11 protein-coding genes are annotated in these 13,878 nt (G+C 64.4%); all 11 read left to right on the top strand.

The window, feature by feature from the left end; all coding sequences use genetic code 11:
• Positions 1-15 precede the first annotated feature (15 nt).
• The 11 genes from EDC39_RS08670 to EDC39_RS08620 all read left to right on the top strand — a co-directional run bounded on the left by EDC39_RS08670 (position 16) and on the right by EDC39_RS08620 (position 13,532).
• Positions 16-291, top strand: coding sequence for a helix-turn-helix domain-containing protein (locus EDC39_RS08670; RefSeq protein WP_148895992.1), 276 nt, complete (start codon positions 16-18; stop codon positions 289-291).
• A 171-nt stretch (positions 292-462) separates the two neighbouring features.
• A complete protein-coding gene (locus tag EDC39_RS08665; protein ID WP_246140221.1) occupies positions 463-963 on the top strand; it encodes a cytochrome P460 family protein in 501 nt (166 codons plus the stop codon).
• A 141-nt stretch (positions 964-1,104) separates the two neighbouring features.
• Complete coding sequence (locus EDC39_RS08660; protein WP_148895991.1) at positions 1,105-2,160, top strand: dihydroorotate dehydrogenase-like protein; 1,056 nt, start codon at positions 1,105-1,107, stop codon at positions 2,158-2,160.
• A gap of 11 nt (positions 2,161-2,171) precedes the next feature.
• On the top strand, positions 2,172-3,077 hold the full coding sequence (locus EDC39_RS08655; protein WP_148895990.1) for an alpha/beta fold hydrolase: 906 nt from the start codon (positions 2,172-2,174) through the stop codon (positions 3,075-3,077).
• Between the two features lie 76 nt (positions 3,078-3,153).
• Entirely contained in the window at positions 3,154-4,887 is a 1,734-nt protein-coding gene (locus tag EDC39_RS08650; protein WP_246140220.1) for a transporter substrate-binding domain-containing protein, read from the top strand.
• Complete coding sequence (locus tag EDC39_RS08645) at positions 4,880-6,289, top strand: sigma-54-dependent transcriptional regulator (RefSeq protein WP_148895988.1); 1,410 nt, start codon at positions 4,880-4,882, stop codon at positions 6,287-6,289. Before EDC39_RS08650 ends, EDC39_RS08645 begins: the two co-directional genes overlap by 8 nt.
• 277 nt (positions 6,290-6,566) lie before the next feature.
• On the top strand, positions 6,567-7,544 hold the full coding sequence (locus EDC39_RS08640; protein WP_148895987.1) for a TAXI family TRAP transporter solute-binding subunit: 978 nt from the start codon (positions 6,567-6,569) through the stop codon (positions 7,542-7,544).
• Between the two features lie 123 nt (positions 7,545-7,667).
• A complete protein-coding gene (locus EDC39_RS08635) occupies positions 7,668-9,767 on the top strand; it encodes a TRAP transporter permease (RefSeq protein WP_148895986.1) in 2,100 nt (699 codons plus the stop codon).
• Positions 9,764-10,252, top strand: a complete 489-nt coding sequence (locus tag EDC39_RS08630) for a universal stress protein (protein WP_148895985.1) — start codon at positions 9,764-9,766, stop codon at positions 10,250-10,252. The genes EDC39_RS08635 and EDC39_RS08630 overlap by 4 nt, the downstream gene beginning before the upstream one ends.
• A gap of 14 nt (positions 10,253-10,266) precedes the next feature.
• A complete protein-coding gene (locus EDC39_RS08625) occupies positions 10,267-13,266 on the top strand; it encodes an NAD-glutamate dehydrogenase domain-containing protein (RefSeq protein WP_148895984.1) in 3,000 nt (999 codons plus the stop codon).
• Complete coding sequence (locus EDC39_RS08620) at positions 13,266-13,532, top strand: hypothetical protein (protein ID WP_148895983.1); 267 nt, start codon at positions 13,266-13,268, stop codon at positions 13,530-13,532. Before EDC39_RS08625 ends, EDC39_RS08620 begins: the two co-directional genes overlap by 1 nt.
• Positions 13,533-13,878: the final 346 nt, after the last annotated feature.

Raw genomic sequence — 13,878 nt, 5'->3', positions numbered from 1 at the left:
CGTTAGGAAAGGCGCATGACAGGGAATGGCACTCACATGCAGAGCAAGCTCTGGTATCTGAAGCGGGCGGATCTCTTCGCCGGGATGGGCGAAGAACAGATGGCCGACCGGCACGGGGTACGGGAGCGGGGAGGCACCGTCCGGCTGTCACTGACGCAGAAGGATCTGGCCACCCTCATCGGCGCATCCCGCGAGGTGGTGGCTGAAGAGCTGGCCCGGCTCAGGCGTTCCGGCCTGCTGGTCACCGGCTATCGTTCCCTCTCTTTGCTCCACCCGGAGCGGCTGGCCTGAGGGACGGGGCTGCCGGATTGACCGATAATTAAACAGTTCCTTTCCGTCCGCATGCGAGCGGTCGGAACAGGGTGTTGAAAAACGTCATGAGGGCGGACTCGAGGGCATGCCGGCTGCAATCGTTTTTCAACGGCCCGGTAAGCCAACCAACAGACATGGAGGAGAGACGCGATGAGAATGTCACGGATGTTTTCGGCAGGGGCCTGGTGCCTGGTTCTGGTCTTGCTGGCGGCCGCCGTCGCCGTTGCCGGCGGCATGGACCGCCCGGCTGCCGACGGCAAGGCGGTGTGGCGCTACATCCACCAGACCGAACCCTATCAGCAATGGCCGCTTTTCCCCGGCAAGGAAAAACTCTACAAGGGGCGTCATCCCCACGGCGCCTTTCTGACCACCTACGTCAGTCCCGACGCCCTCGCGGCCATCGAGGCGAAAAAGGGCATGCTGCCGAATGGCGCCTTCGTGGTCAAGGAGAACTACACGCCCGAGAAGAAGCTGGCTGCGGTCACGGTCATGTACCGGGTCGAGGGCTATGACAGCGAGGCCGGCGACTGGTTCTGGGCCAAGTACGCTCCCGACGGCAAGGTGCTCAAGGAAGGCAAGGTCAAGGGTTGCATCCAGTGCCACCAGGCGGTGATCAGCAACGACTGGATCTTTACCGGCCCGGTCAAGTAAATCGGCCCAGCGGTCCGGAGGTCTCCTTCCGGGCCGCTTTCCCGTCGTCCGGATGGGCCTGAACCCGTTGAATGGTCTGGCCTTTCGCCAGCATTTTGCGTTATCCTGCCGCAAAACCGATTCCACCAGAGGAAGGATGCCATGGTCGATCTTTCAACCCGCTACATGGGACTGAGCCTGAAAAATCCCCTTGTCGTTGCCAGTTCGAGCCTGACCGGAACCGTGGACGGCGTTCGCCGTTGCGCCGAGGCCGGCGCCGGCGCCGTCGTTCTCAAGTCGCTGTTCGAAGAGCAGATTCTGGCCGAAACCGGGAAGATGGCCGATTCCGCCGACGGCATGTACGGTGGCGAGGGGCTGGAGTATCTGCAGGGCTACGGGATCGAGCTCGGTCCCAGGGACTACCTGCAGCTGGTTCAGGATGCGAAACGGGCGGTGGAGATTCCGGTCATCGCCAGTCTCAACTGCGTCTCCTCGCAGCGCTGGGCCGACTATGCGGAGAAGCTGCAGAGCGCCGGCGCCGACGCCATCGAGCTGAATGTCGCCCTGATGCCGACCGATGCCGGCCAGAGTTCGGAAGAGGTTGAAAACCGCTATTACCGGGTGCTGCACGAGGTCAAGTCGAAGGTCGACATTCCCGTGGCCATGAAGATCGGCCCCTATTTCAGTTCGTTCGCCCATTTCGCCCAGCACCTCTGCGCCGACCGCCAGGAAGCCCCCCCCTTCACCGTCGGCTGGTGCGGTCCGGGGGAGACCGGCGGCAGGATCGTCTGGCGCGGCGCCGACGCCCTGGTGCTGTTCAACCGTTTCTATCAGTTCGACATCGACATCGACAGGCTCGAGCTGAAGGCGGGCAATCCCTACAGCGATTCGAGCGAGATTCATACCCCCCTGCGCTGGATCTCCTTCCTTTACGGGCGGGTGGATGCCGACCTGGCGGCGACCACCGGCATCCATACCGGGCAGGACGCCGTCAAGCAGCTGCTGGCCGGCGCCCAGGTGGTGCAGCTCTGCTCGACTCTCTATCAGCACGGCCTGGAGCGGATCGGCGAGATCCGGCAGCAGCTTTCCGACTGGATGCAACAGAAGGGATTTGACAGCCTCGACCGCTTCCGCGGCCGTCTGAGTCGTTCGCACAGCGACCAGCCGGAAAGCTTCGAGCGCCTGCAGTACATCAAGCTCTTTGTCGGTATCGACTAGCCGGAGGCAAGGTGGACGGGGACCGGCAGACCCGGCTCTTGAACCTGCCGGACGGCAGGCGGCTGGCGGTCAGCGTCTTTGGCGACGCGACGGGCCGCCCGGTTTTCTATCAGCACGGCTTCCCCGGCAGCCGGCTCGAGGCGGCCCTGGTCGCCGAAGAGGCGGCACGGCTCGGTGTGCGGCTGATCGCCATCGACCGTCCAGGCTACGGGCGGTCCGATGTCGCGCCCGGTCGCCGGTTTGCCGACTGGGCGGCGGATCTGTCGGCTGCCGCCAGCGAGCTGGGTATTGGCCGCTTCGCCCTGCTCGGGGTGTCGGGCGGCGCCCTTTTCACTCTCGCCGTCGCGGCGCATCTGAAAGAGCGGGTTTCGGCGCTGGGGCTGGTCTGCGGTCTGGCGCCGGTTGTCGTTCCGGAGCTGGCTCTGGCCCTGCATCTGCCGGCCCGCCTCTGTTTCGGGCTGATGCGATTCTGTCCGCGGCTGGCCCGCCCCTTTTTCCGTTCCGTCGTCAGCCCCTTGCTCGCCGCCCGTCCGGCGTGGACGCTGGGACTGCTGGCGCCGGTCATGCCGGCGGCCGATCGCGCCATCCTGCGCCGGCCCGATGTGCGCGAGAGGCTGGTGGCCTCCATCGCCGAGGCGTTTCGCCGGGGAGGGGACGGGGTGGTGCAGGATCTGGAACTGCTCGCCGGCCCGCTCGATTTTTCCCTGCTGTCGATCCGGGTTCCGGTGATGATCTGGCATGGCGGGGATGACCGGACGGTGCCCGTCGCCCACGGCCGCTGGTACGCGGCACAGCTGCCGACGGCGGTTTTGGAGGAAATTCCCGGCGAGGGGCATTTCTCGCTGCCGGTCCGTCGGGGCGGTCACATACTGGAGGCCCTTCGGGCCATGATGGAGCAGGCGGATGCCAGGGCGTAATCCATTCAGCGTTGTCGTCGATCGAAGCGGGTCCGGGAGCGATTCGGGAGACTTCGCCAGCCGGAAGAGGGGAGGTTTGTGGTGGGGTCTCCTCCTGTTCTGCCTGTCTCTTTTCCTGTCGGCGATGCCGGCCGTCGCCGAGGATGACGAGCCGGGGAGACTTCCGGTCCGCGAGAGTCCCGTCGTCATCGGCGGCGACCACAACTATCCGCCCTACGAGTTTCTCGACGAAAACGGCGATCCGGCCGGCTTCAATGTCGAGCTGTCCCGCGCCATCGCCGAGGTGATGGGCATGGAGATCGAGATCCGCCTCGGCCCCTGGGACGAGATGCGGCGCGGACTGGCCGACGGCACGATCGATATCCTGCAGGGGATGGCCTTTACCCGCGAGCGGACCAGCGAGGTCGACTTCTCCATTCCCCACGCCAAGGTGCACCAGTCGATCTGGGTGCGCAACGGTTCGCCGATCAAAAGACTGCGGGACCTGGCCAACAAGCGGGTCATCGTCATGCGCGGGGCGGTGATGCACGATTTCATGCTCGACCGGCCGGAACTGAACGCCGAGCTGGTGCCGGTCGAGACCCTGGAGGACGCCCTGAGACTGCTCGCCGAAGGAGAGTGCGATGCCGCCCTGGTCGCCAAGCTGCCCGGCGAATACCTGATACACAAGGCCGGCCTGGACAACATCCATCCCATCGCCCGGCCGCTGGTGGCCCAGGACTACGGCTACGCGGTGAAGAAAGGCAACCGCGACCTGCTGGCCAAGATCAACGAGGGCCTGGCGCTGCTGAAGAAGTCGGGTCGCTACCGCCAGATCTATGAACGCTGGTTGGGGGTGCTGCCGGAACCTGGCGTTCCCTGGGAGCGCATCGTCCGGCTCGGCGCCCTGGTCGTCGGGCCGTTGCTGGCGGTGCTGATCCTGACCGTCATCTGGTCGAGCACCCTCAAGCGGCAGGTCGCCCTGCGGACCGAGGATCTGAAACGGGAGATCGCCGAAAAGGAGGAGGCCCTGCGGCGGCTCAAGGTGCACCAGCAGCAGCTTATCCAGGCCGACAAGATGGCGTCCCTGGGGGTGCTGGTGTCCGGGGTGGCACACGAGGTGAACAATCCCAACGGCCTGATCCTGCTCAATCTGCCGATCCTGAAAAAGGTCTGGGCCGATGTGGCCGCCCGGCTGGACGAGCATTACCGCCAGACTGGCGATTTCAGGCTCGGCTGGCTCAACTACTCGCGCATGCGCGACGAGATCCCGCAGATGCTCAACGAGATGCAGCAGGCGGCCGGGCGCATCAAGCGGATCGTCGAGGACCTGAAGGACTTCGCCCGCCGCGACGACGCCGAACTGAACGAGGATGTCGACCTGAACGAGGTGGCCCAGGCGGCGGTACGGCTGGTGGAGAACACCCTGAAGAAGGCGACCAGCCGTTTTCAGATCGAGCTCGCCGATGGATTGCCGACCTTTCGCGGCAAGGCGCAGCGCATCGAGCAGGTGGTGGTCAACCTGCTGCTCAACGCCTGCCAGGCCCTGACCTCCCACGACCAGGCCGTTACTTTGCGCACCTGGCGCGATGGCGACCATTTGGTTCTAGAGGTGGCGGACGAGGGCCGGGGCATCGATCCGCAGCATTTGCCGAAGCTGACCGATCCCTTCTTCACCACCCGCCGTGAGAGCGGCGGCACCGGCCTGGGACTGTCGGTTTCGGCTGGTATCGTCGAGGAACACGGCGGCCGGCTCGAGTTCACCTCGCGTCTTGGCGAGGGGACGCGGGTCAGGCTCTATCTGCCCCAGGAGAGGCCCGGAGATGAATGACGCGCTTAATCCAGAATTCAGCATTCTGATGGTGGACGACGAGCTTCCCTGGCTGCGCAGCCTCGGCATGATTCTCGAGGGGCCGGGAGGTTTCACCAACCTGCTTCAGTGTTCCGACAGCCGGGAGGTTCCCCGCCTGCTGGCGGAGCACGACATCGGTCTGGTGCTGCTCGATCTGACCATGCCACATGTCGGCGGCGAGGAGCTGCTGCAGCGCATTACCGAGGAACATCCCGAGGTGCAGGTTATCATCCTGTCCGGCATGAACCAGCTCGAAACCGCCGTGCGCTGCATGCGCCAGGGAGCGTTCGACTATTTCGTCAAGACGGTGGAGGAAGACCGCCTGCTCGACGGCGTGCGCCGGGCGGTGCGCATGGTCCGCCTGCAGCGGGAGAACCATGCCATCCGGAGGCGGCTGTTCGGTCGCCGGCTGGAACGGCCGGAGGTCTTCGACCACATCGTCACCCGGCATCCTTCGATGCTGGCGATTTTCGGCTATCTCGAATCGATCGCCGCCTCCAGGCAGCCGGTGCTGATTCTCGGCGAAAGCGGTGTCGGCAAGGAGCTGGTCGCCAGGGCGGTGCACCTGCTGAGCAACGGCCGGGGCGAGCAGGTGAACGTCAATGTCGCCGGCCTCGACGACAACGTCTTTGCCGACACCCTGTTCGGCCATGCCCGCGGCGCCTACACCGGAGCCGAGCGCGAGCGGGCCGGCATGGTGGAGAAGGCGGCCGGCGGCACCCTTTTTCTCGACGAGATCGGCGATCTGTCGCCGGCCAGCCAGGTCAAGCTGCTGCGGCTGATTCAGGAGGGCGAATACTACCCGCTCGGCAGCGACACGCCGCGGCAGAGCTCGGCGCGCATCATCTGCGCCACCAACCAGGACCTGGCGGCCAAGGTGTCCGACCGCAGTTTCCGCAAGGACCTCTATTACCGGCTGCACGCCCATCAGGTGCGCATCCCGCCCCTGCGCGAGCGGAAAGAGGACATCCCCCTGCTGCTCGATCACTTTCTGCGCAAGGCCGCCGCCGAACTGAACAAGCCGGTGCCGACGCCGCCGCCGGAACTGCTCGACCTGCTGATGTCCTACTCCTTTCCCGGCAACGTCAGGGAGCTGGAGGCGATGGTGCACGACGCCGTCAGCCGGCACGAAGGGGGGGTGCTCTCGATGGCGGTCTTCAGGGAACGTACCGGGGAGGGACGCGAACTGCAGCGAACAGCTGACCGGGAGAACATCTTCGCCATGCTGCCCGAACTGCCGACCCTGAGCGAAGCGGCGGACATGCTGGTTGACGCCGCCATGGAGCGGGCCGGCAACAACCAGACCCTGGCGGCGCGGCTGCTGGGCATCTCCCAGCCGGCGCTGAGCAAGCGTTTGCGTCAGAGACGTTCCGTTTCTTGAGGGGTATAACCATGGCTATAACCATAACCCTGGTTATAGCCCTCGGCAAATCCTGCCCAAACCCGTCCTTTTCCTTTCGTCATCTCCGCGTCCATAACCAAAGTTATACCCTCCCGGGTCGCCCGTCTGCCGATAATTTTTAGAAAATCGTTTTACAAAACAGGGTGTTGGCGTCGACGCTGCAAACTGGCATCGGCCTTGCTGTATACGCCGTGGCCGAAGATGTAATCACCGTCACTGCCTTGCAGTGACATCAACCACAAAAGGAGGAGAAAACATGAAGAAGTTGCTGACCCTTTGTCTCGCGGCGGTCGTCGCCGTCGCCATGCTGCCGGTATCCGGCTTCGCCGCCCGGACCACCTACGTCACCATCGGCACCGGCGGTGTCACCGGCGTCTACTATCCGACCGGCGGCGCCATCGCCAAGATGGTGAACAAGAAGCGCAAGCAGTACCATCTGCGCGCCACCGTCGAGTCGACCGGCGGTTCGGTGTTCAACGTCAACGCCATCATGGCCGGCGATCTCGAGTTCGGCGTCGTCCAGTCCGACCGCCAGTACCAGGCCTATCACGGCACCGCCGACTGGGAAGGCAAGCCGCAGAAGAAGCTTCGCGCCGTCTTCTCCATCCATCCCGAGTCGGTGACCATCGTCGCCGCCGCCGACAAGAACATCAAGACCGTCTACGACCTGAAGGGCAAGATCGTCAACATCGGCAACCCCGGCTCCGGCCAGCGCGGCAACGCCATCGACCTGCTTCAGGCCGCCGGCATCGATTACAAGAAGGACCTCAAGGCCGAAGGGCTGAAGGCCGCCGAGTCGGCCAGCATGCTGCAGGACGGCCGCATCGACGCCTTCTTCTACACCGTCGGTCATCCGAACGGCTCGGTGAAGGAAGCGGTCGCCGGAGCCCGCAAGGTCAACTTCGTCGAGGTGCCCAAGGCCATCGTCGACAAGCTGGTGGCCAAGTTCCCCTACTACGCGCCGTCGTTCATTCCGGTCGACCAGTATCCGGGGGTGATGAACAAGAAGAATGTCGAGACCTTCGGCGTCAAGGCGACTTTCTGCACCAGCGCCGATGTGCCTGACGACATCGTCTACGCCATCACCAAGGAAGTGTTCGAGAACTTCGACGAGTTCAAGAAGCTGCATCCGGCCTACGCCGTGCTGACCAAGGAGAGCATGCTGCAGGGTCTGTCGGCCCCGATCCATCCCGGCGCCCTGAAGTACTACAAAGAAGCCGGCCTGATGAAGTAAGCCGCACGGCCGGGAGGCGAAAGCCTCCCGGCCTTTCTTCCGTTTCGATCCCTGAGTCAAGCCGCCGCCGGCGGCTTGACTGAGGCGACCGAGGCCTCGAGATGCCATCAAGGAGTACCGACCATGAATGACAACCATTTGCAGGAACCGATCGACGAGGGACTTGAAAAGGCCCGCCGCATGGTGGAAGAGGAGGAGATGGGGCTGCGTCATGCCGTCGGCTGGCAGCGCTTCATCGTGCCGATCGTCGCTTTTTGCTGGTCCATGTTCCAGCTGTCGCTGTCGAGCTGGCTGCTGCTCGATTCGACCTACGTGCGGTCCATCCACCTCGCCTTCGCCCTCTTTCTGATCTATGTCTCCTTCCCCACCCTGAAGCGGAAGGTGAACATCCCCGGGTTGCGCTGGATGTCGGCGACCGACCGGATTCCGACGGTCGACCTGGTCATCGCCGTCGTCGCCGCCCTGATCGCCCTCTACATCGCCATCGATTACGAGGGGATCGCCAACCGGGTCGGCATGCCCAACACGCGCGACATGATCATCGGCGGCCTGTTGGTGCTGATCCTCTGGGAGGCTACCCGGCGGGTGGTCGGTCCGGCGCTGGCGGTGATCGGCATTGTTTTCACCCTCTACTCCTTTTTCGGGCCCTACATGCCCGATTTCCTTTCCTTCAAGGGGGTGAGCCTGACCCGCTACATCGGGCAGATTTCGCTGACCACGGAGGGGATCTACGGCGTGCCGATCTATGTCTCGGCCAAGATCGTCTTCCTCTACGTCCTGTTCGGTGCCCTGCTGGAGAGAGCCGGCGCCGGCAAGTTCTTCATCGATCTGGCGATGAGCCTGCTCGGCCGCTACAAGGGGGGACCGGCCAAGGCGGCGGTCCTCTCCTCGGGACTGACCGGCCTGATTTCCGGCTCGTCGATCGCCAACGTGGTCACCACCGGCACCTTCACCATTCCGATGATGAAGAAGGTCGGCTATCCGCCGAAGAAGGCGGCGGCCATCGAGGTGGCGGTGTCGACCAACGGTCAGCTGATGCCCCCGGTCATGGGCGCCGCGGCCTTCATCATCGCCGAATACGTCAATCTGCCTTACCTCGAAGTCTGCAAGGCGGCGGCGATCCCGGCCTTTGCTTCCTACGTGGCCCTGTTCTTCCTCACCCACATCGAGGCGAGCAAGCTGGGGATGCGCGGCCTGCCGAAGGCCGAGCTGCCGGTCTTCTTCCAGGTGCTGTTCGGCGGCCTGCACTACCTGCTGCCGATTTTCTACCTGCTCTACGAGCTGATCGTTCCCCGTCACTCGCCCGACATGGCGGCCTTCCGCGCCACCATGGTGCTGCTGGTGATCATGCTCTTTCAGCATGTGGCGCGGCTGCGCAAGGAGGAGCGGCTGCCCTTCGGTGAGGGGCTGAAGCTCGGCGTCGTCGACATCTTCGAAGGCATGGTCGCCGGTGCCCGCAACATGGTCAGCGTCGCCGTGGCCACGGCGGCGGCCGGCGTGGTCGTCGGTGTGGTGACCATGGGCCTCGGTGGTCTGGTTACCGACATCATCGACACCCTGAGCATGGGCAACCTCTACATGATGCTCGGCATCGTCGCCATCGCCAGCCTGATTCTCGGCATGGGGCTGCCGACCACCGCCAACTACATCGTCATGGCCAGCCTGACGGCGCCGGCCCTGGTCACCCTGGCCGGGGACAGTGGCTTCGTCGTGCCGCTGATCGCCGCCCATCTGTTTTGCTTCTACTTCGGCATCCTGGCCGACGACACGCCGCCGGTCGGCCTGGCGGCCTACGCGGCCAGCGCCATCGCCCGCAGCGAGCCGATTCCGACCGGCATCCAGGGCTTCCTCTACGACATCCGGACGGCGGCGCTGCCTTTCATGTTCATTTTCAACACCGACATCCTGCTGGTCGGCATCGACAGCTTCCCGCTGGCGATCTTCATCTTCGTGATGACCTGCTTCGGCACCTGCTCCTTCGCCGCCGCCACCCAGGGCTGGTTCATCGCCAAGAACAGGTTCCACGAGACCCTGCTGCTCTTTCTGGTCTGCGCCATCATGTTCCGGCCCGACTTCTGGGGGCACCTGATCGGTCTTGAGAACCACTACATCTGCTATCTGGCGGGTGTCGCCCTGCTGGTGGTCATCTACCTGATGCAGCTGCCGCGGGCCCGGAAGCACGCCGCCGCCATTGCCGCCACGGCGACGGGAGGCGCGGCATGATACCGGTCTACAAAAAAATCCTGTTTGCCACCGACCTTTCCGCCAGTGCCTCGACCGTGCTGCGGCACGTGGTCGCCATGGCCAGGGCCCACCAGGCCTCGGTGGAGATCGTGCACGTGCTTCCCGATGTCGACCAGGCGGTCATCAACTATGTGGCCACCATCATGGGGGAGGGCAAGCTGGGGCACATCGAGAAGGAGCACCGCGACGAGGTGGCCGGGTTGCTCAGCCGCAAGCTGATGCAGTTCGCCCGCGAGGAGCTGGCCGACCATCCGGAGGATCTGGAGCGGATCGACCGGATCGAGGTGCTGCACGGCCCGCCGGCGCCGGTCGTTCTCGCCGAGGCCAGGCGGTGCGGCGCCGATCTGATCGTCATCGGTTCCCATGGCAAGGGGCGACTCGAGTACGCTTTTCTCGGCAGTGTCGCCCAGCGGATCGTCCGCAAGACGGACATACCGCTGCTGCTGATTCCACTGACCGACTGAAGCAGGAGTCTGGCATGACCGAATCGGAAAAGGTGCGCTGGTTCCGGCAGGTATCGAAGACCATCACCGCCCGTTGCCTGGAGGCCGGCGCCAACCTGCAGTGGCTGCAGGAGCAGATGCATCCCTACCTGTCGGTGACCATGCGGGACGAAGCCGACGCCATCGGTTCGCTCGCCATCCAGCTGCCGACCCTGAAGGACACCCGCCGCCTGGTGCTGCGGGACACGCCGAAGTCGCTGGTGATCGCCCGGCTGAACCGTCCCGGTTCCCTCTACGACACCCTGCGGCTGCTGCGCGAGCGGGAGATCTCCTACGCCCAGTTCACCCATTCCTACGCCCCCATCCCGGGCATCGGCGAGGAGCTGGAGCTGCAGCGTTTCGAGTTCGACCGCAAGACGGCGGAGGATATCGCCGGCGTCAGCGAGATCCGGGTGCCCCGTTCCTTCGTCAAGGAGATTCGCGCCGCCCTGCGCGAGCATTATCCCGGCTACGACATGGGGCGGCTGGACAAGGAGCTGCGTCTGCTCTGGCTCAACAACGAGAACTACGTCCGCTACTCGCCGCCGCGCCGGGTGGCCCAGATTCTCTGGCTCTACCAGCAGTCGGTCGCCAGCGGCGGCGTCTATTTCGACGCCGAGCCGGCGCAGGAGATCGTCGACCAGCCCGAGTACCGCATCCTCTTCGCCGCCGGCAACCCGCCGCAGCTTGATTTTCTGCACCAGGTGATGGAGGTCTTCAAGCGCCTCGGGCTGGGGATCAAGCGGGCCTACTGCCTGACCATCCACAACGGGCTGCATCCCTACTTTCTCGGCACCTTCTACCTGCACGGCAATGGCGAGGCGCTGCTGGAGAAGAACGGTTTTCTCTTCAACCAGCTCAAGCAGGAGCTGTTCAACACCCAGATCCTGTCGACGGTGTCGGCCACCTACCGCCAGTACGTCGCCGCCGGCCGGATGACGGGCATCGACGCCTCGCTGGTCAATGCCTTCGCCAGCTTCTGCCACACCACCCTGGCGCACAACCAGCCCGACCGGTTCGGCTACCAGGAGGTGGAAAACGCCTTCATGTCCGACCTGGAGATGACCCTGCGGCTGGTGGCCCTGTTCCGGGCCCGCTTCGAGCCCGGCCTGCAGGAGCGTGAGCAGGCCTACCGGACCGAGCACGCCGAGCTGGAGCGGGCGATCGACGACTACAACACTGGTCACGCCTATCTCGACGGCATCCGCAAGACCATCTTCCGCTGCTGCCTGCTCTTCATCGAGCACACGCTGAAGACCAACTTCTTCGTCGCCGAGAAGCACGCTCTGGCCTTCCGTCTCGATCCGGCCTACCTCGACCGGCTGGGGCCCGAGTTCACCTCCGACCTGCCGCCGGAACGGCCCTTCCGGGTGACCTTCTTCTTCGGCCGGCACGGCTGCGGCTATCACATCGGCTTCTCCGACATCGCCCGCGGCGGCTGGCGCACAGTGCTGGCCAAGAACCGGGACGACTTCATCACCAACGCCAACACCCTGTTCCGCGAGAACTACGTCCTGGCCCACACCCAGCACCTGAAGAACAAGGACATCTACGAGGGTGGCTCGAAGATGGTGGTGGTGCTCGACGCCGCCGACATCGCCAACCGCGAGATGGTCACCCGGCGCCTGTACAAGCTGCAGTACGGCTTCATCCAGGCCTTTTTCGACATCTACGTCACCGAAAACGGGGTGGCTCGCGATCCCCGGGTGGTCGACTACTACCGGGAGGACGAGCCGATCGAGCTGGGGCCGGACGAGAACATGCACGACGAGATGGTTGAGCTGATCGCCCGCATCTCGACCAAGCGCGGCTACCTGCTCGGCCCCGGCGTCATCTCGAGCAAGAGGTTCGGCATAAACCACAAGGAGTTCGGCGTCACCTCCACCGGCGTCATCACCTTCGCCGACATCACCCTGCAGCAGATGGGCATCGACATGCGCCGGGACGCCTTCAGCGTCAAAATGACCGGTGGCCCCGGCGGCGATGTCGCCGGCAACGCCCTGCGCCTGCTGCTGGAGCGGGCGCCGAAGGTGCAGATCCGGCTGATTCTCGACGGCACCGGGGCGCTCTTCGATCCGGCCGGTGCCGATCATGACGCCCTGGCGCAGGTGGTGCTGCGGCACGACATCGACCAGTACGATCCGCAGGCCCTGCACGACGGCGGCATGATGATCTTCCGCAGCCAGACCCGCAAGGACGGACTGCGCGAGCTTTACCGCAAGATCAGCCGCCAGGGGGACACGCTGGTCGAGGAGTGGATCACCGTCGACGAATTCTACCGGCTGTTCAACAGTCTGGTCTTTACCGTCGAGGCCGATCTCTTCATCCCCGCCGGCGGCCGGCCGGAGACCATCCACCGCGGCAACTGGCAGCAGTTTCTGCGCGACGGCCAGCCCAGCGCCCGCGCCATTGTCGAAGGGGCCAACTCCTTCATCACCCCGGAGGCGCGCGACCGGCTGCAGGAAGCCGGCGTCATCATCATGCGTGACGCCTCGGCCAACAAGTGCGGCGTCATCTCCTCCTCCTACGAGATCATCGCCAATCTGCTGCTCAGCGAGCAGGAGTTCTTCGCCCACAAGGAGCGTTACGTCGGCGACGTGCTGGCGATTCTTGAAAAACGGGCCGCCGACGAGGCGAGGCTGATCTTCCGCCGCAAGGAGCAGGGCGGGGGCAGCTACACCGAGATCTCCGCCGCCATCTCCCGCGAGATCAACGGCCACTACGCCCGCCTGTTCGACTACTTCCAGAAGAACCCGGAGCTGGCCGACCGGCCGCTCTACCGGCGGGCCCTGCTGGCCCACCTGCCGAAACTGCTGCGCGAGACGCCCCGCTTCCGGCGGCGGATCGGCCAGCTGCCGCCCAAGTACCGGGCCGCCATTCTCGCCAGCGAGGTGGCGTCGAGCCTGGTCTATCAGCAGGATGCCGAAGCCGCCTACGAGGCGATGCTCCAGGCGCATCTGCAGCGGCACTTTTCCGGAGGAAAGGAGACGGCCTGATGGGACCCGACCCGATACTCGCCCTGCATCAGGAAGACCAGAATCTGGCCGCCGGCGTTACCGTGACTGCTTTCTGGTTCGACTTTCGCGGCCGTTACCACGCCCGGGCGGTGGTCGAATCCCTGCGCACGGACGTTGTGCGGGTACGGCTGGTCGAAGCCGCCGGTCCGCATGCCGCCGGCAGTCTGATCGACATTCCGCGCATCAGCGATTCCCAGAACTGGTCGAGCGAGAACTGCGTTCGACTGGCAGTCAGCGGAGTCTGACTCTAATAAACCTCCCACTCTCCCCTTGAATCGCCGGCCCTTGCGGGCCGGCATTTTTTTTTCAGGGGCGGTGCTTTTCCGCCAGCTCGGCGTTGGGCTGCTTTTCGCTTGCTGGGGAAGGGAGTGTTCGAGCTTCGTTGTGGTGGGTGGGAGATGAAGAAATGTGATAATTCAAGACCTGACCCCGGGCATTTTGTTTACCATGGTAGATTCAACTCATAAGTGCACCACCTTCGAGGTGGGTTAAGAGGCAGGACATGATGGGGCTTCTGGTAGTGTTGAAAGCACGACCAAACAACACCCAGAAAGGAACCCATCATGTCCTACACACATCTTACACCGCAGG

The sequence above is a fragment of the Geothermobacter ehrlichii genome, from assembly GCF_008124615.1.
Classification (GTDB): domain Bacteria; phylum Desulfobacterota; class Desulfuromonadia; order Desulfuromonadales; family Geothermobacteraceae; genus Geothermobacter; species Geothermobacter ehrlichii.
This window is presented reverse-complemented; position numbering and strand designations above follow the sequence as displayed.